This is a genomic window from Limnoglobus sp., assembly GCF_059499385.1.
In genome coordinates, this window is record NZ_JCABYM010000067.1 from 18199 (window position 1) to 42875 (window position 24677).

At 68.5% G+C, this 24677-nt stretch carries 20 protein-coding genes; 8 read left to right on the forward strand and 12 right to left on the reverse strand.

What is annotated here, in order from left to right; all coding sequences use genetic code 11:
• Positions 1-36 precede the first annotated feature (36 nt).
• Positions 37-660 carry an RNA polymerase sigma factor gene (locus AC5JJ2_RS12465; protein WP_495858315.1) on the reverse strand — a complete coding sequence of 208 codons (624 nt, stop codon included), beginning with the start codon at positions 658-660 and terminating at the stop codon, positions 37-39.
• Positions 661-880: 220 nt separating this feature from the next.
• On the opposite strand from AC5JJ2_RS12465, the gene AC5JJ2_RS12470 reads away from it, so the two are divergent.
• Positions 881-3862, forward strand: a complete 2982-nt coding sequence (locus AC5JJ2_RS12470; protein ID WP_495858316.1) for a pilus assembly protein TadG-related protein — start codon at positions 881-883, stop codon at positions 3860-3862.
• 110 nt (positions 3863-3972) lie between these two features.
• On the opposite strand, the gene AC5JJ2_RS12475 is transcribed toward AC5JJ2_RS12470, so the two are convergent.
• Both AC5JJ2_RS12475 and AC5JJ2_RS12480 read right to left on the reverse strand, forming a co-directional pair.
• Positions 3973-5952 carry an ELWxxDGT repeat protein gene (locus tag AC5JJ2_RS12475; protein ID WP_495858317.1) on the reverse strand — a complete coding sequence of 660 codons (1980 nt, stop codon included), beginning with the start codon at positions 5950-5952 and terminating at the stop codon, positions 3973-3975.
• A 301-nt stretch (positions 5953-6253) separates the two neighbouring features.
• Positions 6254-7627 (reverse strand): L-serine ammonia-lyase, encoded by a 1374-nt coding sequence (locus AC5JJ2_RS12480; protein ID WP_495858318.1) that lies wholly within the window; start codon positions 7625-7627, stop codon positions 6254-6256.
• 255 nt (positions 7628-7882) lie between these two features.
• On the opposite strand from AC5JJ2_RS12480, the gene AC5JJ2_RS12485 reads away from it, so the two are divergent.
• Together AC5JJ2_RS12485 and AC5JJ2_RS12490 are read left to right on the forward strand one after the other, a co-directional pair.
• The gene (locus AC5JJ2_RS12485) at positions 7883-9487 is read left to right on the forward strand and encodes a DUF1549 domain-containing protein (RefSeq protein ID WP_495858319.1); all 1605 of its coding nucleotides are present in this window, start codon (positions 7883-7885) and stop codon (positions 9485-9487) included.
• A 261-nt stretch (positions 9488-9748) separates the two neighbouring features.
• Positions 9749-11050, forward strand: coding sequence for a DUF1501 domain-containing protein (locus tag AC5JJ2_RS12490; protein ID WP_495858320.1), 1302 nt, complete (start codon positions 9749-9751; stop codon positions 11048-11050).
• Between the two features lie 146 nt (positions 11051-11196).
• On the opposite strand, the gene AC5JJ2_RS12495 is transcribed toward AC5JJ2_RS12490, so the two are convergent.
• The 3 genes from AC5JJ2_RS12495 to AC5JJ2_RS12505 form a co-directional block, all read right to left on the reverse strand.
• Positions 11197-12462, reverse strand: a complete 1266-nt coding sequence (locus AC5JJ2_RS12495; RefSeq protein ID WP_495858321.1) for a GIY-YIG nuclease family protein — start codon at positions 12460-12462, stop codon at positions 11197-11199.
• The gene (locus tag AC5JJ2_RS12500; RefSeq protein WP_495858322.1) at positions 12459-13070 is read right to left on the reverse strand and encodes a hypothetical protein; all 612 of its coding nucleotides are present in this window, start codon (positions 13068-13070) and stop codon (positions 12459-12461) included. The genes AC5JJ2_RS12495 and AC5JJ2_RS12500 overlap by 4 nt, the downstream gene beginning before the upstream one ends.
• A 589-nt stretch (positions 13071-13659) precedes the next feature.
• Positions 13660-14145, reverse strand: coding sequence for an ankyrin repeat domain-containing protein (locus tag AC5JJ2_RS12505; RefSeq protein ID WP_495858323.1), 486 nt, complete (start codon positions 14143-14145; stop codon positions 13660-13662).
• 360 nt (positions 14146-14505) lie between these two features.
• On the opposite strand from AC5JJ2_RS12505, the gene AC5JJ2_RS12510 reads away from it, so the two are divergent.
• Positions 14506-14955, forward strand: coding sequence for a hypothetical protein (locus AC5JJ2_RS12510; protein ID WP_495858324.1), 450 nt, complete (start codon positions 14506-14508; stop codon positions 14953-14955).
• 96 nt (positions 14956-15051) lie between these two features.
• On the forward strand, positions 15052-15411 hold the full coding sequence (locus AC5JJ2_RS12515; RefSeq protein ID WP_495858325.1) for a hypothetical protein: 360 nt from the start codon (positions 15052-15054) through the stop codon (positions 15409-15411).
• Positions 15412-15517: 106 nt separating this feature from the next.
• Here AC5JJ2_RS12515 and AC5JJ2_RS12520 read toward each other — a convergent pair whose 3' ends face one another.
• From AC5JJ2_RS12520 to AC5JJ2_RS12545, 6 genes are read right to left on the reverse strand one after another with little or no spacing between them, the layout of a single operon-like run.
• The gene (locus AC5JJ2_RS12520) at positions 15518-15862 is read right to left on the reverse strand and encodes a hypothetical protein (RefSeq protein ID WP_495858326.1); all 345 of its coding nucleotides are present in this window, start codon (positions 15860-15862) and stop codon (positions 15518-15520) included.
• On the reverse strand, positions 15859-16365 hold the full coding sequence (locus AC5JJ2_RS12525) for an aspartyl protease family protein (RefSeq protein ID WP_495858327.1): 507 nt from the start codon (positions 16363-16365) through the stop codon (positions 15859-15861). The genes AC5JJ2_RS12520 and AC5JJ2_RS12525 overlap by 4 nt, the downstream gene beginning before the upstream one ends.
• A complete protein-coding gene (locus AC5JJ2_RS12530) occupies positions 16362-16706 on the reverse strand; it encodes a hypothetical protein (protein ID WP_495858328.1) in 345 nt (114 codons plus the stop codon). Before AC5JJ2_RS12530 ends, AC5JJ2_RS12525 begins: the two co-directional genes overlap by 4 nt.
• Positions 16707-16725: 19 nt before the next feature.
• Positions 16726-19161: a hypothetical protein gene (locus tag AC5JJ2_RS12535; RefSeq protein ID WP_495858329.1), complete on the reverse strand. Its 2436-nt coding sequence runs from the start codon at positions 19159-19161 to the stop codon at positions 16726-16728.
• A 3-nt stretch (positions 19162-19164) separates the two neighbouring features.
• The gene (locus AC5JJ2_RS12540) at positions 19165-19410 is read right to left on the reverse strand and encodes a hypothetical protein (RefSeq protein WP_495858330.1); all 246 of its coding nucleotides are present in this window, start codon (positions 19408-19410) and stop codon (positions 19165-19167) included.
• Positions 19407-19877: a DUF6932 family protein gene (locus AC5JJ2_RS12545; protein WP_495858331.1), complete on the reverse strand. Its 471-nt coding sequence runs from the start codon at positions 19875-19877 to the stop codon at positions 19407-19409. The genes AC5JJ2_RS12540 and AC5JJ2_RS12545 overlap by 4 nt, the downstream gene beginning before the upstream one ends.
• Before the next feature lie 70 nt (positions 19878-19947).
• Here AC5JJ2_RS12545 and AC5JJ2_RS12550 point away from each other — a divergent pair, with 70 nt between their 5' ends.
• The 3 genes from AC5JJ2_RS12550 to AC5JJ2_RS12560 all read left to right on the forward strand — a co-directional run bounded on the left by AC5JJ2_RS12550 (position 19948) and on the right by AC5JJ2_RS12560 (position 24661).
• Positions 19948-20256, forward strand: a complete 309-nt coding sequence (locus AC5JJ2_RS12550; protein ID WP_495858332.1) for a putative quinol monooxygenase — start codon at positions 19948-19950, stop codon at positions 20254-20256.
• A 141-nt stretch (positions 20257-20397) separates the two neighbouring features.
• A complete protein-coding gene (locus tag AC5JJ2_RS12555) occupies positions 20398-23253 on the forward strand; it encodes a PSD1 and planctomycete cytochrome C domain-containing protein (RefSeq protein WP_495858333.1) in 2856 nt (951 codons plus the stop codon).
• Positions 23254-23257: 4 nt separating this feature from the next.
• On the forward strand, positions 23258-24661 hold the full coding sequence (locus AC5JJ2_RS12560) for a DUF1501 domain-containing protein (protein WP_495858334.1): 1404 nt from the start codon (positions 23258-23260) through the stop codon (positions 24659-24661).
• The last annotated feature ends 16 nt before the right edge of the window (positions 24662-24677 follow it).

The following is a 24677-nucleotide window of genomic DNA, read 5'->3' on the forward strand; positions in this document are numbered from 1 at the left end:
GGCGGGTCGGCGCAAAGCCTTGACCCGCCCTACAAATCAGTCCCGGATGTTCTCCAGCAGCCCCCGCAGGCGGGCGAGCAGCCGGCTGCGGACGAGGTAGACGTAGTTCACCTCCACGCCGCACGCCTGGGCGACCGCCGCGGCCGGCTCCTCGTCCAAGACGTACCGCCGGAAGATGTCCCACACGTCGGCCCGGACCTGCGTTCGCAGGAGCTTCAACGCCGAGCGGGTGAGCAGTCGGATTTCGTGCTGCTCGACCAGGTCCGGGGCCTGGTCCGCCAGCACCTGCGAGAGTTCGTACTCGGCGTCCGGGCGGCCGCGCTTGCGGAAGAAATCGACGCACTTCGTCCGCGCCACCGTCCGCAGCCACGCCCGGAAACTGCGGGAGGCGTCGTACTCCCACGCCGGCAGCCGCTTCGAGAGTTCGAGGAACACGTCCTGGGCGATGTCCGCCCGGTCGTTCGCGTCCGGCACGGTCCGGCGGACCCAGAAGTCGATGAGCGGGGCGAGCAGCCGGACGAGGTCGTCCCAGGCGGTCGCGTCGCGGGCCTCCCGGATCCGCTGGAGGAGCGTCACCGGCGTGCCGGGCAGCAGCCGCGTACGGGCGGCGCGGTCCATCGCCGAGAGCGGCGGGTTCGAGGCGGCCGGCGGGTCGTGCATGGGGGAAACATAGGACGTTCGGCGGTCAGATTGAACCGCTCAAACCGATTCCCCGAATGGTCGGATTGTCGCGACGCGGGCGGAACCGCCGGTCGTGCCCGACGCGCCGGCCCCGGACTCTGCGAAGGGTGGCGAAGCGGCCGCGACCTTGCCGCTTCCGTGGCCGTGGCGAACTACACGACCTGTACTGGTTGCCCCCCCCCGCTCAGGTAATGTCCCAATGACGGCCCGACCCGCCCGGCGCGGAACCATCGTCCCGTTGCTCGCGGTCTGCTGCGTCGCCCTGTTCGGGTTCGTCGCGCTGGCCATCGACCTCGGCATGTTGATGGTCGCCCGGAGCGAGTGTCAGAACGCGGCGGACGCCGCCGCCCTCGCCGCCGCGCGGGTGCTCGACAACCGGTTCCCGACCGGCTCCGACCCGGAAGCCTACGACAACCGCCGCCCGCTCGCGGAGGCCACGGCCCGCACCGTCGTGACCGACAACTGGTTCCTGAACACGAAGTTCGCCCTCGGCCGCGTCCGCACGGCCCGCGCCGGGCTGTACGACTACGACCCGGCGACGGAGCGGTTCGGCCCGTACTTCCCGAGCGGGAAGCCGACCGGGAAGTCGTGGACGGCGGTGGAAGTCGTCGTGGACGGCGAGCAGCCGGCGTACTTCGCCCACGTGTTGGGCATCGCGACGCTGCCGACCGCCGCCCGCGCCGTCGCCGCCCACCGGCCGCGGGACGTGGCCCTCGTGCTGGACATGTCCGGGTCGATGCAGTTCTCCAGCACGACGCACTGGGAGCCGGGCACGGCCGGGTCGAACGACGTGGTGTACGGGCTGCTCAACCCGGACCCGCACTACCCGCGGTTCGGGCACTACGCCCGGTTCGCGCAGTACCAGGCCACGACCCCGGCGAAGGGGCAGGTCTTCAATTCCACGGCGGGCGGCCGGCCGAACCCGCTGCGGATGACCGGGGCGTTCGTCGGCGCGACCGGCGAGGTGTTCGCGCCGAACAACCACACGATCGAGACGCCGAGCGGCCCGCCGTTGGTCCGCGACTTCTACTTCGACCCGAGCAACCTCGCGGACCCGCGGGCCGCGGCCGTGACGGTCGCGTCCGGCGACAACCTGCGGAACGCCTTCCATCGCTGGGACCCGCCGATGGTCGGCGCGGGGAACCCGAACGCGCTCATCCCGCCGACCTACGACTGGGGCCAGTACAGCGCGTTCGACACCACGAACACGCGCGGCCCGGTCCCGGCCCCGCCGACGTTCGCGGAGCAGTCGAACGAGACGGTTACGTATGTCGGCGACCGGTTCCCGCGGAAGGGCGGCGTCATCCTCACCACGAACGCGACGTGGGACCCGGCGGCCAGCACCGGGGCGGCGCGAACCCTCCTCGACGTGCTGTTCGCGACCGGCACGACGCCGGCCGCGACGACACGAACGATCCCGGCCTCGCGGCCGGCCGTCGCCAACGGGAACCGCACCGAGGGGGGCACGGACTGGGGCAACTTCTACGACGACGGGTGGGAGCGGAACGGCTACGACCTCGACGTGCCGACGTACATTTCGAGCAACCGGGCGACGGCGAACGTGCGGGTGAACAACCCCTTCCAGGGCCGGTCGATGGGGCCGGGGTACTGGGGGAAGACGTTCTTCATGTGGCCGCCCGACCCCCGCTGGGGCGGGGGCAGCGGCGCGGCGCGGCCCGACCTGCCGGCCGCGGGGAACTCGGCGAAGGACGCCGGCGGCAACTGGATCGCCGACTGGCGGCGGCGGTTCTTCCTCCGCGGCAACAGTCCCGACACCGGCAGCCCGACGACGTTCCTGTACTTCGACCCGCAGCTCGACAACGACCCGCTGACGACCGGCACGCAGAACGTGAACCAGGCCCTGCTCCGCGGGGGCATCGGCCACGTCCTCCGCGACGGCGCGGCCGGGCCGCAGCGGAACTACCGGGTGAACTACCGGGCCGTCCTCGCGTGGCTGCGGTCGCCGCCGAACGTGCTGCCGCCGAACCTCCGGGCCGGGCGGGTCCTTTACTACACGTCGATCCCGGAGCACGTCGATAACTTCGCCACGGACGCGGACCAGCGGTTCTGGCGGGACTACATCGACTTCGTGCTGGGGTACAACGGGAACGTGTCCGGGTACGACCCGCGGTACACGCTGGCCGGCGTCGAGAACATGCCGTGGCCGGACGGCCACAGCATCGCGATCAACGGCACGTCGAGCTACGACCCGGACGGGCCGCCGCCGCCGAATCCGCTGCCGTACATGAATCTGGCGGACAACCCGAACCGGCCGCGGATGCACTTCTGGTTCGGCCCGGCCACGATGCTCGCGTTCCTCACGACCCGCGCGCCGGCCAAGAACTGGCTGCCCGGCAACGCGCACGAGGCCCAGGGCTGGCAGCTCAAGGTCGGCGTGCAGTCGGCGGTCGAGGACATCAAGAACAACCACCCGAACGACCACGTCGGCCTCGCGTTCTTCGGCTACCCGCACTACACCGCCCCGCGGGTGGCCGTCGGGCAGGACTGGGTGAGCCTGCGGAACGCGCTCTACTTCCCGCGGACGCTACTGCCGCAGTTGCAGGTCGGGAACCAGTCCGCGGAGGTGCGGGCGTTCAACGCCGGGTTCGGGTCCGCGCTGCTGGGCAACCTGCCAAACGCGAACGGGCAGACCGACCCGAACACCGGCCTCGCGCTGGCGTTCAACATGCTCCGCGGCCCGACGGCCGGCGGCAACGGGCGGAAGGGGGCGGCGAAGATCGTCCTGTTCGAGACGGACGGCGTGCCGAACGCCTTCCAGGGGTTCACCCTCGGCGGCAGCGGCGAGAACGCAACCTACAGCTACGACGGGACCGGCGGCGTGCGGTCGAACGGCGACCCCGGCGTCGTGCAGCGGGCCTACGACGTGGCGGCGCAGCTGGCGCTGCCCGTGACCGAGGGCGGGCACTCGCTGCCGAGTTCGCCGGCGCGGATTTACCCGATCGCGTTTGGGGATTTGTTCAGCTCGAACAGTTCGTTCCGGCCGACGGCGCTGTCGTTCCTCGGCACGGTCGCGTACCTGGGGAAGACGGCCGAGCGGCCGACCGACCCGCTGCCGGCGGCACAGGTGATTACCGGCCCGTCGCAGACGCGGATCGACAACCTGCGGTATGCGTTCGAGCGCATCCTGCAGAGCGGCGTGCAGGTGACGCTGATCGAGTGAGATAGTAGTAGGCACACTCCGTGTGCCGTCTGCTGTCGGTCGCAGCGACCCGGACGAACGCCCCTGCGACCCGAAGGAGACGGCACACGGAGTGTGCCTACTACTTTGTGTCACACCGTCTTGAACCACCGCCGCGCCATCTCCAGCTCGTCGCCCTTGTCGATCAGCCCGTCGGCGTTGAAGTCGAACCGGGCGTCGTACCGCGGGTCGGCCGTCGTCGCCCCGACCTTCTCGGCGGCCATCCACCGGGCTTCCTTGTTGTAAAGCCGGTCGCCGTCCAGGTCGCCGAACAGCCGGAAGAAGTCGAGCGTCGCGTCCTCGGCCATCGGGACGCCGGCGGCCGTCACCCGCGAGGCATGAACCCTCAGCGTGTACGCCCCGTCGGCGATGGAGCCGCCGACGGCGAACGGGCCGGCGAACGTGACCGTCGCCACCGTCTTCCCGTTCACCACCGCCGTCTGGACGTTGACCTGCACGGAGAAGCCGTCCGTCCGCCGCACCGTGATCGCGTCCGTCCCGAGCGCCACCGCCTGATCGAAGTTGACCGTGATCTTCGTCACCATCGACCGCTGGGCGGCCCCGTCGTTGACGACGACGCCCGTGACCTTCGGCTCCGCCACCGGCGTGGTGCTGACCGTCGGCGCGAGGTCCCACTTCCACAGTTCCGGCCGCTGCACGTCGGTCCGGCCGGGGAAGTAGACGGCCCCCTTGAAGTACGCCCCCGGCGCGGTCGCGCCGGCGAGGACCAGGCCCGAGCCGGCCGACCAGTACTCGACGGGGTAGCGGTAGTTCGACGCGGTCCGGGCCGGCAGGCCGGTCGTATCGACCGCCACCCAGCCGCCGGGCGTGCCGTCGGTCCGGTAGAGGTTGCCCGAGATGCTGTCCTGGAACAGGAAGAACGCCTTCGGGTTCTGCTCGCCGGCCGGGGCGTGCCCGACGAAGGTCCAGGACGTGTCGGCCGAGCCGGGCGGTACGAGTTTCGTCGTCCCGGCCGTCGTCCCGTCGCTGACGTACCACGCCAGCTTCGAAGTGCCGGGCCGGGTCGGGTGCGGGTCCAGGACGTGAATCATCAACTTGTCGCCGTAGGCGTAGAAGTCCATCACCCGCCCGGCCCCGGCCGGCAGGACGAACTTCTTCGTCCCGGCGGCCGTGCCGTCCGTCTCCCACAGCCCGGCGTCCGCCGGCTGCGGGTTCACCCCGGTGGCGGTCGAGAAGAACGCCTTGCCGTTGATCGCCTGGACGTAGTTCGCGTACACGCCGTCGAACACCTTCAGCAGCTGCCGGGACGCGGACGACTGCCCGTCGCCGACCCACACGGACGACTTCTGCCCCGGCTGCGCGTCGGACGCGAACACGAACTGGCCCGGCGCGACCTGTGCCCCGACCTGGAGGGCGACGTGGCCGGTCGTCGGGCTGTTGGCCGTAAGGTTCTGCTGCTGAACCTTCGTCCCGGCGGCCGTGCCGTCGGTTTCCCACACGACCGTCAGGCCGGTGACCGTCTGCCACGTCATTTCGAGCTTGTCGCCGACCCGCTTGACGGCCGGCGACCGGCCGGCGTAGTCGGCCAGCTCGTTGCCGAAGTCTTTCAGCAGCGCGTTGGTCACGCCGTCCGTCTTCCACCACGCGACCCGGTTCGGCGTGTTGACGGTACGGGTGACGAAGACCAGCTCCCCGTTCAGCCCGGCGACCTCGCCGCCGCTCGCGTGGTCCGTGCCCGGCGGCAGGCCGACGGCCTTGAACGTGCCGGCCGCCGTCCCGTCGGACCGCCACAGGATTTCGCCGGTCCCGTCGTTGGCCGTGAAGAACACGACCCCGTTCCCGGCCGCGCGGAACGACGTGGGGTTCGACCCGCCGAGGCCGGGCTTGATGTCCTTGACCAGCTTCGTCCCGGCGGTCGTGCCGTCGGACGAATACAGTTCGTACCCGTGGCCGTTGTCCGCGGAGAAGAACAGCGTCTGACCGGACGGGGTGATGTTGAGCGGGTACGACCCCCAAATGCCGGGCATGATGTCGGTGAGCTGCGTGGCGGCGGGCGTGTCGCGGGCTTCCAACTGGGTGACCGCGAGGCGATTCGGCGCAGGCAGGCGCATGAACGAGCGTCCTTACTCAAAGACCGGTCGGATCAATTGGCGAAACCGGCGGCGGAAGATAGCGAGAAATGATAATGAGGGCAATCCCACCCGCGAGGCGCCCGCCGCGGAAAAATGATTCCTCGGAACTCCCCCCCACCCCACGCCGGAATCATTGCAAAACATCGGAATCATTTTTGTGAATGACGCAACCGAATTGCCTGTAGTATCTTGTGCCGACGCGCGCCGTCCGGAATCATTTTGCCGGGGTCCGGAATCATTCCGATGTTGGTCAACCGCCGCAGCCACCCAACGGGCCGGCTCAGCAGTTCACCATGTTCAAGGCCAGCCCGCCCTTCGACGTTTCCTTGTACTTGTCCTGCATGTCCAGACCGGTCTGCCGCATCGTCTCGATGACGCGGTCGAGCGGGACGCGGTGCGTGCCGTCGCCGTGCAGCACGGCCAGGCGGGCGGCGTTGATCGCCTTCGCCGCCCCCATCGTGTTCCGCTCGATGCACGGGACCTGCACCAGCCCGCCGATCGGGTCGCACGTCAGCCCGAGGTTGTGCTCCATGCCGATCTCGGCCGCGTTCTCGACCTGTGCGTTCGTCCCGCCCATCACGGCCGCCAGCCCCGCCGCGGCCATGCTGCACGCGACGCCGACCTCGCCCTGGCAGCCCATCTCGGCCGCGGAGAGCGAGGCGTTCCGCTTGTAGAGCGCGCCGACGGCCGCGGCGGTGAGAAGGAAGTCACGGGTCCCGTCCGGCGTGCCGTTGAGGAACCGCCGGTAGTACGCGAGGACCGCCGGGATGACGCCGGCCGCGCCGTTCGTCGGGGCCGTCACGACCCGCCCGCCGGCCGCGTTCTCCTCGTTGACGGCGAGCGCGAACAGGCTCACCCAGTCGAGCGCCGCCAGCGGGTCGGAGGTCGCGGGCCGGCCGTTCAGGTTGCGGAACAGTTGCCCCGCCCGGCGGCGGACGTTCAACCCGCCGGGCAGGATGCCGTCCGTTCGGCAGCCGCGGTCGATGCACCGCTCCATCACAGCCCAGATGCGGTCCAGCCCGGCGTCCGTCTCGACCGGCGACCGCCAGGCCGTCTCGTTCTTCCGCACGATGTCGGCGATCGACAGCCCCGTCCTCTTGCCGATGTCCAGCAACTCCGCGGCGGAAGCGAACTCGAACGGCACGGGGTTGGGCGGGGCGTTCCCACCGGCCTGCCCCGCGCTCGCTTCCGCCTCGTTCACGACGAACCCGCCGCCGACGGAGTAGAACGTGTCGGCCGCCAGCTCGTTCCCGTCCGCGTCGAACGCCGTCAGCCGCATCCCGTTCGGGTGCCGCGGCAGCGACTCGTCCATGTGGAACACCAGGTCGTCCGCCTCGTGGAACGGGATGTCGCGCGTCCCGGCCAACCGGAGCGTGTGCTTGGTCCGTGCGGCTTCGACGAGCGGCCCGACGGCTTCGGGGTCAACCGTGTCCGGCTGCTCGCCGGAGAGGCCGAGGAGGACGGCCGTGTCGGTGGCGTGGCCGCGGCCGGTGAGGGCGAGCGACCCGTACAGGTCGGCCCGCACCCGCCGCACGCGGTCGAGAAGGTCGCGGAGCGACCGGGCGAACCGGACGGCGGCCCACATCGGCCCGACGGTGTGCGAGCTGGACGGCCCGACGCCGATCTTGAACAGGTCGAACACGCTCAGGGCCATGCGACCGCGCCTCGCGAGATGTAGACTGGGAGGGGACGTTGGAATTGTACAGTGAAGCGGCTTACACACGAATCGCCGCGGGGTTTTCAGCCCGGTTCACCGGGCTTCCCGCGGAGCGGTAATCGGCCCGCCCTTTCAGGGCAGGGTTTGTTGGCTCCGATTCCTCTGGCGTCGCGGCCGAAAAATGTTACCCTAGAACTGCCCACCCCGCCGATGATCGTCTCCGACGCTTCCCACCCCACTTGGAGCCAGCCGATGCGGTTGCTCCGTCCCGCCTGGTCCGCCGCCGTCGTCCTCGTTCTCGCCGCCGTCGGCCGCGCCGACCCGCCGATCGAATCGGTCATCGACCGCCACATCGACGCGAAGCTCGCCGCCGAGAAACTGACCCCCGCGGCCCAGGCCGACGACGCCACGCTGATCCGCCGGCTGACGCTCGACCTCGTCGGCCGCATCCCGACCGTCGGCGAGACGGACGCCTACCTGAAAGCGACCGCCGCCGACAAGCGGGCGAAACTCGTGGACCGGCTCATGGCGTCCCCGGCGTTCGACCGCTACCAGGCGGTCCTCTTCGACGCGATGCTCAACGCCGACCCCGGCCGCGGCCGGTCCGGGTCCGTCCGCGACTACCTGACGCAGGCGATGAAGGACAAGAAGCCGTGGGACCAAATCTTCCGCGAGCTGATGCTGCCGGGCGACAACGAGAAGACGAAGGCCGCCGGCGAGTTCCTCCGCGCCCGCGTCCAGGACGCGGACAAGATGACGAACGACGTGAGCGTCGCGTTCTTCGGCGTGAACGTCAGCTGCGCCCAGTGCCACGACCACCCGCTCGTGAAGGACTGGAAGCAGGACCACTTCTACGGCATGAAGTCGTTCCTAGCCCGCACCTACGACGCCGGCGGCAACCTCGCCGAACGCGAGGCGGGCCTCGTGAAGTTCAAGCCGACGAAGGGGCCGGAGCGGGCCGCGAAGCTCATGTTCCTCACCGGCGCGGTCGTCGAGACGGACACGCTCCGCGAGCTGTCGAAGGAAGAACAGAAGAAGGACGGCGGCGGGAAGAACAAGGGCGAGGCGAAGGCCCCGCCGCCGCGGCCGAAGTTCAGCGCGCGGGAGAAGCTGGTCGAGGTCGCGCTCCGGCCGAAGGAGGCGGAGTTCTTCGCCCGGTCGCTGGTCAACCGGCTGTGGCACCGGTTCCTCGGCACGGGCCTCGTCAACCCGCTCGACCAGATGCACAGCGAGAACCCGCCGTCGCACCCGGAGTTGCTGACGTGGCTGGCCCGCGACACGGCCGCGAGCAAGTACGACATCCGCCGCCTCGTCCGCGGCATCGTGATGAGCGACACGTACTCCCGCGACGGCCGGTACGCGAGCGAGTCGCGGCCGGAGGACAAATTCTTCGCCGTCGCGAAGCTCCGGCCGCTCACGCCGCAGCAACTCGCGACCTCCCTCAAGATCGCGACGACCGACCCGAAGGGCTACGACAACCTCAAGCCGGACGAGTTCGAGAAGCGGATCGAGCAGGCGGAACAAGCGGGCCGGAGTCTCGCGTCGCTCATCGCGCAGCCGACGGACAACTTTCAGATCGGCGTCGGCGAGGCGCTTCTGTTCAGCAACGGCGACCGGGTGATGAAGGAGTTCCTGACCGACGGCGGCGGCAGCCTCCTCGCCGCGGCGAAGGCGGCGAAGACGCCGGCCGACGCCGTGACGCAACTGGTGCGAACGACGATGGCCCGCCCGGCGACCGACGCCGAGGTTCAGGCGCTGACCGCCTACGTGGACGATCGGAAGGACCGGCTCGCCGACGCCCATCGGCAAGTGTTGTGGGCGCTGGTGACGTGCCCGGAGTTCCGGTTCAACCACTGAGAAACGCCAACCCGTCACGCACGACGGGTTTTCGGCCTGGAAGGCCGCAACATGTCAGCCCAGGGCAACGCCCTGGGTTGGCCGCGTGCAGGATCAAGCCCTGAAAGGGCGAAACATTCTGCCGCCCTTTCAGGGCTTCATGCTTGGGGGTGGCGGTCTTACCCAGGGCGTTGCCCTGGGCTGACATGTTTCACCCCTTCGGGGCAAAGAAACCGCGGTCGATAGACGATAGGTCCGGCGTCGAACATTCGGAGGTTTGTGATGTCTCGTCAGCGCTGCAATCCGTCGGAACACTCCGTCGGCCGCCGGGCCTTCCTCGGGGCGACCGCCGCGTTCACCGCGACTGCGTTCGCCGACATGACCGGCCTCGACGTACTCGGCACGCCGGCCCTCGCCGCCGACCTCAAGAAGTCCCAGAAGCGGGTCATCATGCTCTGGCTCGCCGGCGGCGCGAGCCAGCTCGAAACGTGGGACCCGAAGCCCGGCGCGGCCACCGGCGGGCCGTTCCGCGCGATCCCGACCGACGTGCCCGGCGTCCACGTCTCGGAGCTGATGCCGCAGATGGCGAAGCGGATGAAGCACGTCTGCGTCCTCCGCGGCCTCGACACGAAGAACGGCGACCACGGCAGCGCCGCCGTCACGATGATGCGCGGCCGCCGCAACGAGGCCGGGCTGCGGTACCCCGACCTCGGCGCGGTCGTCGCCCGCGAGATGGGCCGGGCGGACAGCAAGGTCCCCGACTACGTCACCTTCTACACGCAGACCGAGGGCCGCAACATGGCCCCCGGCGACGCCGGGTTCCTGGGCGCGCGGTTCGCGCCGATGGAGCTGACGACGAACAACACGCCGGACTTCATCCGCAAGCTCGACGGCATCTCGGACCTCGACCACAAGACCCGCGGCGACCTCCGCGACCTGCTCGGCAAGCAGTTCGCCAAGGGCCGGCAGTCCGAGGTGATGGGCAGCCACAACGAGGCCTACGAGCGGGTCCGCGGCATCATGGCGAGCGAGACGCTGTTCGACATCTCGAAGGAGCCGCAGAAGGTCCGCGACCGCTACGGCCCGACGCAGTTCGGCCAGCAGACGCTGATCGCCCGCCGGCTGGTGGAGGCCGGCGTCCCGTTCGTGCGGGTCGGCCGGGCGTGGTGGGACAGCCACGGCCAGAACTTCGAGACGCACCAGGAGATGGTCCCGGAGCTGGACCACGTCATGGCGACGCTGATCGACGACCTGAAGGACCGCGGGTTGCTCGACGACGTGATGATCGTGACGCTCTCGGAGTTTGGCCGGACGCCGCAGATCAACAGCAGCCTGGGCCGCGACCACTTCGCGAGCGCCTGGAGTACGACGATCACCGGCTGCGGGATCAAGGGCGGGTCGGTGTACGGCAAGACGGACGACAAGGGGAACAAGGTGGTGGCGGAGGAGGCGACGGCGGCGACGCTGTTCGCGACGATCTACCGCGCCCTGGGGATCAACCCGGAGAAGAACTACTACGTCGGCGCGCGGCCGGTCCCGCTGGTGGACCCCGGCACGGAGGCGATCGAGGCGGTGCTGGCGTAGGGCCGCGAAAACCGCTAGGACGGGTCGAGACCGCCACCGCCGCCACCGCCACGGGTGGCCCCCCGTGGCGGAAACGCCACCTGGAGTTGACGCGACGGGTAGAATGCAAGATTTGTCCACTTTTATGACCGCGGGCTTGCCCGCCGTTACGAATCCTCGTCCAGTGTGCCGACCGGCGACTTGGCCGCGGCCTTCTCGAACGCTTCTTCAACGAACTCCTGATCCTCCAGGTTGATCGTCAGGCTCTCGCGGTATTGCAACGCGGCGGCGTCCGCTTGATACGTCACCTCGCCGTGGTGCTGCTTCACGACGCGGACGATCTCGTCCAGCGAGACGCGGAAGAACTCCTTCCGCGGGTTCACCTTGTTGACCTGCCGCCGGAAGAACGCCTTGTGCAGGGCCTTTTCCAGTTCCGGGGCGTTGTCCGTGGCGATCATCAGGTGAACGTCGAACGGGAACGGCACGGACGCATCGCCCAACTCGTGGACTCGTTCCATCGGCTCCAGCCGGCGGGTCATGCCGATCTTGAAGACGCCCTCGCCGAACGACCCGATGTTCGAGATGACGTAGACGTTCCCGGCCTTCGTGAGCTGCGCCTGCGAGATCGTCCGCTGCGACTTCGCCTCGGCCTCCGCCAGCTGCTCCTGCAACCGGGAGATTTCCTCGGAGTGCTTGCCCGCCGCGTCCCGGAGCGCCCGGTCCAGGGCCGCCTCGATCAGCTTCTTCTCCCGGTCGGCCTGTTCGAGCGCCCGCTGAATCTCCCGCTCCCGCTGCTGCTCCTCGCGAATCTGAGCCTTGATGCGGGCCTGCTCCTCCCGCTCGAGCGCGGCCCGCACGGCCAACTCGTACTCCCGCTGGAGTTGGTCGAGGTACTCCTTCTCCTGCTGCTTGGTGACCGTCACGCCGACGGCCCGGCACCGGTTGATCGCGTCCTGCAGCCGCGTCTTGTTGCTGGAATAGTTGCTCTGCGTGAGCGACCGGCTAACCCAGTTCAGCGTTTCCTTCAGGTAGCGCTGCCCGATGTCGTTCGCCATCCGGTCGATCTTGTCTTGCCGCTGGACGAGCAGCTGGTGCTCGTAGTCCTGCTTCGACGTGATGGTGGCCGCGTTCCGCAGGTCGGTCTTGAGGATCGCGTTCTCTTGAAGCAACTCGTTGTACGTGATGACCCGCTGGCTGAACTCGGCCCGTTGGGCTAGGAATTGAACCCGATCCTCCTCGTGCGCCGCCCGTTCCCGCCGGAGGCGGCCGGACCGGTCTTCCAAGTCCTCCTGCTCTTGCCGCAAGTCGCGGTCGAGCCGCTTCAGCCGCCGGTCGAGGGCTTCGAGCCGCACGCGGCGGGGTTCGAGCAGGAAGTAAAAGAGCGTGGCCCCGCACCCGAAGCCGAGGATCGCGAGGAGGATGGGGCCGGTCACGGGGTCACCTTCGAAGCCGGGCCGAGGATCACGAACGCCGCCATGCCGCCGCACTTCGGGCAGCGGCTTTCTTCGAGGAACGCCACCTTCGGCGCGGTCCGTGGGTGGCCGCACCGGTTGCACTTCGCCCGCACGGGCGCGTTGAACTGCGTCCGGAACGCCCACTTCTTCGGCGAGCCGGGCGGGATCCGTTCGATCAGCCCGGACCGCTCCCAGACCTGCTCGATGGCGTACACCCGGTCCGATTTCAACGGCTCGCGGCTTTCGAGGATCGGCGTCCCGCCGCGGACCTGTTGCCAGAGCCGGTAGGCGGTGTCCAGGAGCTGCCGGGCCTCCGCGAGCTGGGCCTTCAGGTCCTGCCCGGACCGCTTCTCGACGCCGCGGCGTTCCGCGAGGAACACGTCCACGCGGTCGAGGGCGTCCTGCCGGAACAGCGGCGGGGCGTACCGGAAGACGATCCCTAGCGTCGGCAGCGGCGGGTTCTCCATCTTCATGAACTTCCGCTCGAACTGCGTCGCCCCGTCGATGTGCGGCAGGCTCCGCAGCGCGACGTCGATGGCCTGGTGGTACGCGCCCTCCCGCTCGGCCGCGAGTGCTTCGAGGGCCATGGCGTGGCACTGCCTCCGTTCCCATTCGAGTTCGCCTTTGGTCGCCATCGTCATGGTCGGTCGCCCGGCCGGGTGAAGGGACTTGATCGCGAGTCGCCGGGGTGTGACAGAATCGCGATCGGAGGCTTCAACCGGTCTCGTCTGACCGATGCTCCGAAGAGTTTCAGGCTGTGGATGGCCCCGATGGTACTCGACACGAGTTGCGGGGCCAAGCGTCATTTAGCGGTGTGGCTCTGCCCACCGTGCGGGGCGAGTCTTCGAGGCCGCCCCACGGAGCCTCCCGCGGGGAACTGTCCGCGGTGGGAGGGCCGTTCCCCGCGGGAGGAAGGCGAACACGCTCGCGGGAAGATGGTTGTGGTGGGAGGAGGGTCCCCGGCGCGGGCAGGTGGTGCGGGTTCTCGCGGACTCGAACCCGCACGGTGGGCAAGCCCACCGCTAAATGACGCTGGCCCACGCAACCCTCTTGGGTCCACGAGATGTTCGCGACGATATTGAGGTCGGGTTCAACGGAAACGGCAAAGCGGCGGAAGACGAACCCTAGATCATTAAGTTTCCGGCAGCGTAAATCACATGCGGCTGAGGCTCGGAGTTACTGGCAACCGGACTTCTTCAGAAGGTCGGCCGGGGTCAGGCCATTCGCGTCAACCACATCTTTACTCGCGCCGAGCGCAATGAGTTCCTTTATTAAGTTCTTGTGACAAATCGAACTGGCGAAGTGCAACGCCGTGTAGCCGTCCAACTTATCGCCGGGACGAACGGCCCGTAAGTTCAGGTCGACGGGATGCGCCTTGGCGATTGCCACGATCTTGTACGCGGCTTGGAAGTCTTTGCGGTCGAGCGAAAAGTGCAGCGGGCTTAGCCCGTTGCGATTCAGTCGGTTCAGGCAGTCGGGGTCCGACCGAACGGCATCTTCTATCAAATCGTAGTCTCTGTTGATTATCAGCCGGTGTACGGTCTCGTTGCGATGCCTTTGGGCAAACTCGCCCGTCATCGGGAAGGGCAGCACGCCGGTTGCGAAGAGGACGAACAAGCAGAACACGATCAAGCAGTGGACGATTTTGAGTCGGGACTTCATCGGAACAACCCCGATTCCAAATTGCCTTCTCTCCTATTTGAACGCCTTCCTGCTTCCCAAACAAGGCTGGTCCCAAACTCCCCAACTGCTCCATAACCCGGCCGTGTACAAACGTAGCGCTGTGCCGTCGCTACCTGTCTAGAAATGTCTACTTATCCCCTCGTCAGCCCTTTTCGAGACCAAAAATCGGGTCAAAAATCGCATTTTCTGCCCTTTCCTCGTTGCAGTGAATACTGAACACAGGTATAGTTACATCAGACGACACCAATGAGGAGTTCTCAGCCGACGCGAGGCCGAACACGGCGACGAACCCGCCGCCGGGCCGACCGCGGGAGCTGCCAACGATAACAGGAGGCGATCATGGAAAGCTGGCGAAAAGTGTGGCGCGAAGGCTTCACGCCCGTCCTCCCGACCACCGGCCTCACGGCCCTCCGCGACGCCCTCCGCGGCGACGACGCCCGACTCACACAAGGGTCCACCACCACGCCGCCGCCGCTCATGTGCGTCCAGGACTGGCCGTGCGAAGGGGCCTGCGCCCTCGGCTTCTGCGGGTGGTTCGGCGAACACCTCGCCACCGTCGGCGAGGTCGAGGAGTTCTTCGCCAAGTGCTGCTACGAGGCCGACAACCGCCTCGGCGAGCCGGCCGCCTGCCGGTGGTTCCTCAACTGGTTCGACGACACCCCCCGCGACGAGATGCGGCGGGAACTGCTCGCGGAAGTCGAACTCGCCCTCGCCGACCGCGTCCCGGTGGACCTGCCGGCCGCCCAGCCGAACGCGGCCGCGGCCAGCGGCAAGCACGCGGCGGCGTGAAGTAGTTGGTAGTTGTCGGTTGTTAGTTGGCAGTAAAAACCAAGCCCGACCAGACCCCAGACCCTATACCCCAGACCCCTTCTTCCCGGTGATCCCATGAACTGCACGAAACTGGTTGCGACGGACAAGGCGTGTCGGAACTGCGGCCGCGCGAAGGTCAACCGGCCGCGCGGGCTGTGCTGGAGCTGCTACTACACGCCGGGGGTGAAGGACCAGTTCCCCAGCACCAGCAAGTACGCCCGCCGGGGGGAAGGGAACTTCAGCGGGAACGCCCCGCTGCCGCCGATCCCGACGACGGCCGCGCCGGGCACGGTCGAGAAGCTCGAGGTACTGGCGATGCGGGCGAAGCTGAAGCAGGCGCTGTGGCACCCGCTCGACGCGACCTACGAGGGCGACCCGAAGCCGCTGCAATGGCTGGCGCGGCACGCGAAGGCCGCGTCCGCGACGGCGGCGTGAGAAGACGTTGAGTCGAGCCGGTGGGCAGGACAGTCCCCCCGGTGCGAACCCGCGGCGGGGCAGGAAGCGAACCCGCCGCGGGCGTTTTCGTTTGTGAGTCAACGGTTCATGGCGGGTGACAGAGGACGTTGATCTCACCGTCTTGGACGGTCGCCTCCCCCGTCAGAGACCGAGAACCCTTCCCCAGGGTGACCGTCACGCCTACCACGGTTTCGGGTTCTTCGGCAGCCGCACGGGACAGCGCGGATTGGAAGTCGTTCAACGCTTCGCCCTCGGCCGCCACCCACTGTCCATACAAGTGGAAGTTGTCCACCGACGGATGAACCATGAACCCGACCAACTCGTTTTGCCAGTAGATTTCGAGTCGAGTTGCTTTCATCATCCGTTCCCAAACGGCTTTCAATCCGCTCGCCGTGCTGCGACCGACGATTGTAGCCACCTTCTCTTTCATACCGGCGTGCCGAGGTGGTCGGCGTTGAGGTGGAAGTGGCAGGCTTCCCATCGGCAGGTGACGGTGAAGTTCCGCAGCACGTCGCTCGCCCCGAGGAGGGGGACGCCGAGCGATTCCACGACCAACACCGTGAAGTCGAACGCCAGACTCGCCGGCTTGGAAGACCCGAACCGCAAAAACCGTCGTGTCGCGGTCAGCAACGGAAATTGAACACGCATGGTGGTCAGCCACGCCTCTTGTTGCCCTCCCAAGCCCTCCATGCCCCCGTCAACGCGGTCGAGAGTCGGGTCGATACGGATGTGAAAGTCGTCCGCCGTCCGACGGTCGATCATGCAGAAGCTCGCTCCGGTGTCCCAGAGGAACCGGACTGGTTGGGGGTCGAACGCCCGTTGATCGCGGTCGTAAATCAGGACCGGCACGCGGAAGACCGGGAACACCGTCGGCCCGGCATTCGGGGTGTGGCAGTCGGGGTATCGGCCCGGAATGCTAAACGAATGCTTCATGCGGGCGACCTGCCCGCGAAGTGAACCGGGATGAGGAGGCTCGGGCCGAGGAATTCGAGGACAACGCCCGCCGTCTGCTCCGACGGGAGTTGTCGGAGCAGCGTTCTGATCTCGCCGATGGTCGGGGCCGCCGCCACGACGAGCGGCTCCGTCAGCCGGTCGCCGTCCCACACCTCGCGGCACGCGGCCCACATGTTCGGGTGGTCCTTCCGCGCCTGCTCGAAAGCCGCCGAGCGGACTTTTGCCCGTTCCGGCGTCTCGCCCGTCGCGCGGAGCTGCTCTCGCATCTCCTTCACCACCTCCTCGACGTGATCCACCTCAGGCGCTTCGGTCGGGTTCATGATCGGTCCTCCGCCGGGATTATACCATCCCCCACAACCTTCGCAGGCCCCACTCGACGGCGAGCACGGCGGCGAACGTCACCAGCCAGCCGGGGAGGAACCCGTGCGAGTGGTTCCGCCGCCAGTCCGGGAGGAACCGCGGCTTCGGCTTCACCGTCTCCACCGGCTGCCCCTTCAGCTCCTTCAGGAAGCCCGGCAGGTCGTCGAGGCGGTACGCCTTGCCGCCGCCGGCCGCGGCGAGCTTCTCCAGGTAGTCGTGGTCGGCCGCCGCGCGCAGCATCTCGTCGGACGTGTCCGGGTACGCAATGAACCGGGCCGTCGCCTCGCCCTTCAGCTCCTTGCCGGCCGCGTCCTTGCCCTCGGCCTTCAGCACCACCGTGTACTCGCCGGGCAGCTTCGGCTCGAACACGACCTTGTGGCCGTCCTTCGGGTCGGGGACCGCCAGCGCCGGCTGGCCCTCCTCCGGCTTCTGGCCGGGGGCGACGACCCGCACGTCGAACTTCGCGTCGGCCGCGTCCGCCCCGGTCGCCGTGCGGAGGCCGACCTTCACCGATTGCTTGCCGTTCACGGGAAGGCGGCGGAACTCCGGCCGGGCGAACGCCGCGCCCTCGTCTTCCTCCTGGTGCGCGAGGTACAGCACGAGCCGCCGCCAGAACTGGGCGTGAATCTCGAACCCCTCGCGGGTCGGCGGCGTAGCCCGGCGGCCGAACGACCGCCAGAGGCGCGTGTTCATGCCGCCCCAGGCCAGCACGCGGCCGCGGTTCCCGTCGCCGACCTGCCACCCGACGAGCAACAGCGGCGGCTTCGCCTCCGCCGGCGTGATCCCGGCCGGGACCAGGTCGCGGCTGTCGGACGCCACCGCGTACACGACCGCGCCGGGCCGCAGCTCGCCGAACCGGGCGATCCCGTTGAGCCGGCTCGTCGGCACGCCCGGCACGAGTTGGTTCAACTTGTTCCACGCCTCGGCGCTCTGCTCGCCGCCGACCTTCATGAGGAACTTCAGTCCCTCCGTCGTCGGCACGGCCTGGAACCGCTTGTCGGTGTCCCTATACAGCGCGTTCGGCAGCGGCGGGAAGTTCGTGAGGCTCACGGGGATCAGGCCCTCGAGCGCCGACCCGCGCCACCCGTTGTCGAGCGGCCGGTTCGGGTCGCCGGCGAAGCTCGCGTCGCCCGCGCCGAACAACAGGCCGACGCCCTTCCGCCGCACCTGCTCCGCGATCTTCTCCGGCAGCTTCGGGTCGATGGCTTCGAGCTGCCGCCGCGAGATGTTGCCGATGATAATCACGTCGTAGGCCCGGTTCTCGAAGTCGAGGAGTTCCCGCTCGCCGGGCGTCGCGGGGTCGTCCCCCTCGCGGAGGATGCGGACGAAGTCGAACCGCTTCTCGGCCCGCAGCACGTCGCTCGTCATCGTCATCTCGTGGCTGTGCCGGTCGATCAGCAGGACGCGCAACCCCTCCTTCGTGACGGTCAGGTACGTCTCGACCGAGTTGTTCGCCGGGTTCGCGTCGCCGGGCACGCTGTCGATGGGGATTTCGACCTTCACCCGAATCTCGCCCGGCGTGTCCGGGGCCTTCACCTTCACCTCGATCTCGTTGTTCGCGTCCTTCGTCAGTTGGTGGCGCTCGAGCGCCACCTCCTTGTCGTTGAACTTCACGACGACGGGCACGGTCGCCCCGGCGAACCCGAAGGCGTTGGCGACGACCTTGATGACGAGGTCGTTCTTGATGGGCACCGGCGACGGGTCGGCGGCGACGGCGACGACGGCCACGTCCTTCGCCGTCGGCGGCGTCGTCTTCGACCCGACGGCGAACGTGTGGACCGGGGCCAGCGCCCGCCACCGGGCCGCCTCCGTCTGCGCCGCGAACGTCGTCCCGTTGTCCGCCCCGTCGCCGACGAGCAGGTGGGCGCGGATGAACCGCTCCGTCTGCCACTTCTCGAACGTCCGACTGAGGTACGCGCCGTAGTCGGAGCGTTTGGAATCGGCGGGCAGGTTCGCGTCGTACTTCCCGGTCGCCTCGCTGAAGTCGGTCTTGCCGAGGGCGTACATCACGACGTTGACGTTCTGCTCCGTCCGCAGCTCCTCCAGCGTCGGCTCGCACTTCTCCAGAATCTTCCGCACCGCCGCGATGCGGCTCTGGCTGTTGAACTCGTCCTTGATGGTCATGCTTTCCGACAGGTCGATGCCGACGACGAGGACGGACGGGACCTTCGGATCTTCCTGCACGCCGACGCTCGGCCGCACGGCCGTGAGCAGCGCGATGGCGAGGGCCGTCAGCCGCAGCGCGAGGATGATGAAGACGCGCTTCCGGGTGGCGGCCGGGTGCTTGAAGTACGTCCAGAGGGTGACGCCGACGAGGGCCGCGGCGACGGCGGCGAGGGCCGGCAGGCCGAGCGGGTACTCGGACCACGGGTACGCCGGCCGCGTCGAGAGGAAGTAGTCGGTGGTGGAGGGCATGGGTCAGCCGGCCTGGGTGGGTTCGGGCACGGGCTGAAACGGCGTGGTCGCAACGGCTCGCGGCGTGATGCCGAGGTAGGCGTCGATGTCGGCGCGAAGGTCGAGGATGAGGTCGATGTACGATTCGGCCATGGCGTGGTAGAGCCGCTCGTTCTTCGGCTTCACGTCCTCCCGGAGGTCGTCGAGGGCCGCCTCCACCCGCCGCAGTTGCGCCCGCGTCAGGGCGAGTTCGTTCGCGTTTTGAATCATGACACGATCCTCACTAACCCTTTCGTGGTCCCTTCCGGCCAGCCGAACTCCTGGCACCACTCCCGCCGGACCTGCGCGAAGAAGTCCAGGAACTGCCGGTGCCGGGCCGACCCTTCCGCCACGGGAAAAACTTCGACCTTGAACGTCCGCTTCGTGTAGTTGTTCGTTACCAAATTGTACTCGAACGGCCGGAGGTCGCGGGTCATGTCCCAGTCCGCGGGGAGGACCAGGATCATGTCGATGTCGTTCGGCTCGTCCACCGCTGGCATGATGAAGCTGCCGTCGATGACGACCTGGCACGCCCAGCCGGTCTTCGCCAACTCCGCGAGGTAGCCCCTCAGCTTGTCGAACAGCGTCACCCGGCGGTCGCTCCGCTGGAACCGGGCGAAGTGGTCGCGGACTTCGTCGAGCGTCGCGTCGTGGACGCCGGGCGGGAGCAGGCCGCGGGCGTCGAAGTTCAAGGGCATGGTCGGTTCCTTCCGGTTCCGCTGTCCCTAATCTACCATCGGGCACGAACCGCCGGACAGGGAATTCGCCATGATCCACGTCATCGCCACGATCGAGCTGAACCCCGGCACGCGGGACGCCTTCCTCGGCGTGTTCCGCCGGCTCGTGCCGCTCGTCCACGCGGAGGCCGGGTGCATCGAGTACGGCCCGGCCGTGGACGTGGCGAGCGGGTCGCCCGCCCAGCCGCCGGTGCGGGCGGACGTGGTCACGGTCGTCGAGAAGTGGGCGGACGTGGCGGCCCTGCAGGCGCACTCGAAGGCCCCGCACATGGCCCAGTACCGGATCGACGTGAAGGACTACGTGAAGGGCGTGACGTTACAGGTGTTGGAGCCGGTGTGACGACCGTGGTTTCAATCCCTGGGACCGCGGGCGTCCCGCCCGCCACGGCCCCAGCCACCGAAGGCGGATCCCCGCGGCCGTGACGGCGGGCGGGCGGGACGCCCGCGGTCCCAGGACCGCCTGCGGGTTTACAGGAACGCCATGCGAACCTTCTTCACCATTCTCCTGTTCCCTTCGCTGGCGGCGGCGGCCCCGGACTTCGCCCGCGACGTGCGGCCGATCCTCGCGAACCACTGCTTCAAGTGCCACGGCCCGGACGCGAAGGCCCGCAAGGCGAAGCTGCGGCTCGACACCCGCGACGGCGCGGCCGCGGCCCTCGGCAAGCCCGGCGACAGCGAGGTGCTGACCCGCGTGCTGTCGAAGGACGACGACGCGGTCATGCCGCCGCCGCACGCCAAGAAGCCGCTGACGGAGAAGCAAATCCAGACGCTCAAGGACTGGATCGCCGCCGGCGCGGAGTACCAGCAGCACTGGGCGTTCGTCCCGCCGCGGAAGCCAGAGGTCAGAGGTCAGAAGTCAGAGGTCAGAAATCCCATCGACCACTTCGTCCGCGAACGGCTCGCAAAGGAGGGGCTGACGCCCTCGCCGGCCGCGGACAAGTACACGCTCATCCGTCGCGTGTCGCTCGACCTCGTCGGCCTGCCGCCGACGCCGGCGGAAGTGGATGCCTTCATCAAGGACGATTCGCCGCAGGCTTACGAGAAGCTCGTGGACCGACTGCTCACGTCGCCGCACTACGGCGAGCGCTGGGCGCGGAAGTGGCTCGACCTGGCCCGGTACGCCGACACCAACGGGTACGAGAAGGACCGGCCGCGGACCGTCTGGCCGTACCGCGACTGGGTCATCCGCGCGCTCAACGACGACAAGCCGTTCGACCAATTCTCCGTCGATCAGATCGCGGGCGACCTGCTGCCGAACGCGACGCCGGACCAGGTCGTCGCGACCGGGTTCCACCGGAACACGATGCTCAACGAGGAAGGCGGCATCGACCCGCTGGAGTTCCGGTACTACGCCGTCGTGGACCGGGTGAGCACGACCGCGACGACGTGGCTCGGCCTGACGCTAGGCTGCGCCCAGTGCCACACGCACAAGTTCGACCCGATCCCGCACGCCGACTACTTCAAGGTGTTCGCGTTCCTCAACAACGCCGAGGAGCCGGACTACGAGGTGCTGACGCCGGAGTTGCGGGCGAAACAGACGGCGACTCTGAAGGAAGTTCGCGACCGCGAGCGGCAGTTGATGGCGAAGCTGGCCGACGACGCGAAGTACGCCGCGTGGCGGAAGGCCGAGCGCGAACAACTCATCGACTGGAAAGTGATCGAGCCGACAAAGACGGAGGCCGGGCCGACGAAGCTCAAGCCGCTCGGCGACGGGTCGCTGCTGGCCCTCGGCGACCCGACGAAGGCGGACGTGTACGACCTCACGTTCGCCGACTGGCCCGCGAACGTCACCGCGGTCCGCCTCGAAGCGCTGCCGCACGCGTCGCTGCCGGCCGGCGGGCCGGGGCGGGCGTACTACGAGGGGCCGAAGGGCGACTTCCTCCTCAGTGACATCCGGCTGTCAGTGGACGGGAAGCCGGCCGCGTTCGCCGACGCTAGCGAGAGCTACGCGAAGCTCGGCCTCATCAACAAGGCGTCGTCGGCGAAGATGGCGTTCGACGACAACCTCCAGACCGGGTGGGGGGCGAGCGGCCGGGAGGGACAGCCGAGCCACGCCGTCTTCAACCTCGCGACGCCGCCGGCCGCCGCGAAGGTCGCACACCTCAGCCTGCGGTTCGAGCGGCACTACGCCGCCAGTCTCGGCCGGTTCCGCGTCAGCGTGACGACGGTGGCCGGGAAGGTCGTCGCCCGCGACCTGTCCGCGGAAGCCGAGGACGCGCTGCGGAAGAACGAGCAATCCGGGGCGCTGTTCCGCGAGTACCTCCGCACGTCGCCGGACCTGAAGGCCGAGCGGGAGGCGATCGAGAAGCTGCGGGCGTCGATCCCGCACGGCCCGCGGACGCTGGTGATGGCCCCCCGGCCGGCGGACCACCCGCGGAAGACGTTCCTGCACAACCGCGGCGAGTTCCTGCAACCGACGGACGAAGTGCAACCCGGCGGGCTGAGCGTCCTCCATCCCGTGCCGCCGAACGCGACGCCGGACCGATTGACGTTCGCGAAGTGGCTCGTTTCCAGGGAGAACCCGTTGGTCGCGCGGGTGACGGTCAACCGGGCGTGGGCCGCGTTCTTCGGCAAGGGGTTGGTCCGCACGGTCGATGACTTCGGCTACCAGGGCGACCTGCCCACGCACCCGGAGTTGCTGGACTGGCTCGCCGTCGAGTTCATGGACGGCGGCTGGTCGATGAAGAAACTGCACCGGCTGATCGTGACGAGCGACACGTACCGACAGGCGTCGAAGGTGCTGCCGGAGCACATGGCGAAGGACGCGGACAACAAGCTGCTCGCCCGGTTCCCGCGGGTGCGGCTGGAGGCGGAGCTGATCCGCGACGCGGCGCTGCGGGCGAGCGGGCTGCTCGTGCCGGCGGTCGGCGGGCCGAGCGTGTTCCCGCCGCAGCCGGCCGGGGTGCAGGACACGGCCTACGGCGGCGCGAAGTGGACGCCGAGCGGCGGCCCGGACCGCTACCGCCGCAGCCTGTACACGTACACGAAGCGGACGGCCCCGTTCGCGATGGCGGCGACGTTCGACGGCCCCAGCGGCGAGGCGTGCGTGGCGAAGCGCGAGGTGTCGAACACGTCGCTTCAGGCGCTGACCCTGCTCAACGACCCGGCGCTCGTCGAGGTGATGGAGGCGATGGGGAAGACGCTCGCGAAGGCGGAGGGCACGCCGCGGGAGAAGATCGACCGCGTGGTGCGGAGCTGCCTGTCGCGGCCGGCGAACGAGACGGAGTTGCTGGCGCTGACGAAGTTCCACGACAAGGTGGCGGGCGACGCCGCGGCGAAGTGGACGGCCGTGGCGCGGGCGGTAATGAACCTCGACGAGTTCGTGACGAAGGAGTGACGCCATGAATCACACCGACGTTTCCCGCCGGTACTTCCTCCGCGACTGTGGCGTCGGCCTCGGCAAGGCGGCGCTCGCGTCGCTGCTCGTCGGCGATACCGCGCGGGCGGGGACGCTGCCGCCGAAGAAGCCGCACTTCCCCGGCAAGGCGAAGGCCGTCATCCACCTGTTCATGGCCGGCGCGCCCAGCCAACTCGACTTGTTCGACCACAAGCCGCAGCTCGCCAAGCTCGAAGGCAAGCCGATCCCGCCGGAGGTCATCAAGGGGCAGCGGTATGCGTTCATCCGGTCCGACGCCGCGGTCCTCGGCCCGCGGTTCAAGTTCGCGAAACACGGGCAGGCGGGCACGGAGATCAGCGAAGTCCTTCCCCATCTCGCGAAGGTCGTCGATGACGTGTGCCTGGTGCGGTCGGTGACGACGGACCAGTTCAACCACGCGCCGGCGCAGCTGTTCTTCAACACCGGCTTTAGCCAACCGGGCCGGCCGAGCTTCGGGTCCTGGGTGCTGTACGGCCTCGGCAGCGAGGCGAAGAACCTGCCGGCGTTCGTCGTCATGAGCACCGGCAGCGGCATCAGCGGCGGGTCCGCGAACTGGTCCAGCGGGTTCCTGCCGACCACGTACACCGGCACGCGGTTCCGCAACCAGGGCGACCCGATCCTGAACTTGACCAACCCGCCCGGCGTGGACGCGAAGCTGCAGCGGGACACGCTCGACGTGGTCGGCGAGCTGAACAAGAAGCACCTCGGCGACGTGGGCGACCCGGAGATCGCGACGCGGATCGCACAGTACGAGCTGGCGTTCCAACTGCAAACGTCCGCCCCGGAGCTGATGGACCTGAAGAAGGAGACGAAGGAAACGCTCGCCCTGTACGGGTGCGAGCCGGACAAGCCGTCGTTCGCGCGGGCGTGCCTGCTGGCCCGGCGGCTGGTCGAGCGGGGCGTGCGGTACGTGAACGTCTACCACGAGGGGTGGGACGCGCACTCGGACGTGACGGGGAACTCGAAGAACAACTGCAAGCTCACGGACCAGGCGTCGGCGGCGCTCGTGGCGGACCTGAAGCGGTTGGGGATGCTCGACAGCACGCTCGTGGTGTGGGGCGGCGAGTTCGGCCGCACGCCGATGGTGGAGACGAACCCGGCCCTGGGGCGAAGTTTGGGGCGGGACCACCACCCGCAGTCGTACACGATGTGGCTCGCCGGCGGCGGCGTCAAGCCGGGGATGAGTCACGGGAAGACGGACGAGTTGGGGTTCCACGTCGTCGAGAACAAGGTCCACGTCCACGACCTGCAGGCGACGATCCTGCACTGCCTGGGCCTCGACCACGAGAAGCTGACGTACCGACACGCCGGGCGGGATTTTCGATTGACGGACGTGCATGGAGAAGTGGTGAAGGCGCTGCTGACATAGTAGTAGGCACACTCCG

Bases quoted from the DNA above. Each gene is read 5' to 3' on its own strand.
- AC5JJ2_RS12465 (WP_495858315.1), bottom strand. From the start codon at position 660: ATGCACGACCCGCCGGCCGCCTCGAACCCGCCGCTCTCGGCGATGGAC.
- AC5JJ2_RS12470 (WP_495858316.1), top strand. From the start codon at position 881: ATGACGGCCCGACCCGCCCGGCGCGGAACCATCGTCCCGTTGCTCGCG.
- AC5JJ2_RS12475 (WP_495858317.1), bottom strand. From the start codon at position 5,952: ATGCGCCTGCCTGCGCCGAATCGCCTCGCGGTCACCCAGTTGGAAGCC.
- AC5JJ2_RS12480 (WP_495858318.1), bottom strand. From the start codon at position 7,627: ATGGCCCTGAGCGTGTTCGACCTGTTCAAGATCGGCGTCGGGCCGTCC.
- AC5JJ2_RS12485 (WP_495858319.1), top strand. From the start codon at position 7,883: ATGCGGTTGCTCCGTCCCGCCTGGTCCGCCGCCGTCGTCCTCGTTCTC.
- AC5JJ2_RS12490 (WP_495858320.1), top strand. From the start codon at position 9,749: ATGTCTCGTCAGCGCTGCAATCCGTCGGAACACTCCGTCGGCCGCCGG.
- AC5JJ2_RS12500 (WP_495858322.1), bottom strand. From the start codon at position 13,070: ATGGCCCTCGAAGCACTCGCGGCCGAGCGGGAGGGCGCGTACCACCAG.
- AC5JJ2_RS12505 (WP_495858323.1), bottom strand. From the start codon at position 14,145: ATGAAGTCCCGACTCAAAATCGTCCACTGCTTGATCGTGTTCTGCTTG.
- AC5JJ2_RS12510 (WP_495858324.1), top strand. From the start codon at position 14,506: ATGGAAAGCTGGCGAAAAGTGTGGCGCGAAGGCTTCACGCCCGTCCTC.
- AC5JJ2_RS12515 (WP_495858325.1), top strand. From the start codon at position 15,052: ATGAACTGCACGAAACTGGTTGCGACGGACAAGGCGTGTCGGAACTGC.
- AC5JJ2_RS12520 (WP_495858326.1), bottom strand. From the start codon at position 15,862: ATGAAAGAGAAGGTGGCTACAATCGTCGGTCGCAGCACGGCGAGCGGA.
- AC5JJ2_RS12525 (WP_495858327.1), bottom strand. From the start codon at position 16,365: ATGAAGCATTCGTTTAGCATTCCGGGCCGATACCCCGACTGCCACACC.
- AC5JJ2_RS12530 (WP_495858328.1), bottom strand. From the start codon at position 16,706: ATGAACCCGACCGAAGCGCCTGAGGTGGATCACGTCGAGGAGGTGGTG.
- AC5JJ2_RS12535 (WP_495858329.1), bottom strand. From the start codon at position 19,161: ATGCCCTCCACCACCGACTACTTCCTCTCGACGCGGCCGGCGTACCCG.
- AC5JJ2_RS12540 (WP_495858330.1), bottom strand. From the start codon at position 19,410: ATGATTCAAAACGCGAACGAACTCGCCCTGACGCGGGCGCAACTGCGG.
- AC5JJ2_RS12545 (WP_495858331.1), bottom strand. From the start codon at position 19,877: ATGCCCTTGAACTTCGACGCCCGCGGCCTGCTCCCGCCCGGCGTCCAC.
- AC5JJ2_RS12550 (WP_495858332.1), top strand. From the start codon at position 19,948: ATGATCCACGTCATCGCCACGATCGAGCTGAACCCCGGCACGCGGGAC.
- AC5JJ2_RS12555 (WP_495858333.1), top strand. From the start codon at position 20,398: ATGCGAACCTTCTTCACCATTCTCCTGTTCCCTTCGCTGGCGGCGGCG.
- AC5JJ2_RS12560 (WP_495858334.1), top strand. From the start codon at position 23,258: ATGAATCACACCGACGTTTCCCGCCGGTACTTCCTCCGCGACTGTGGC.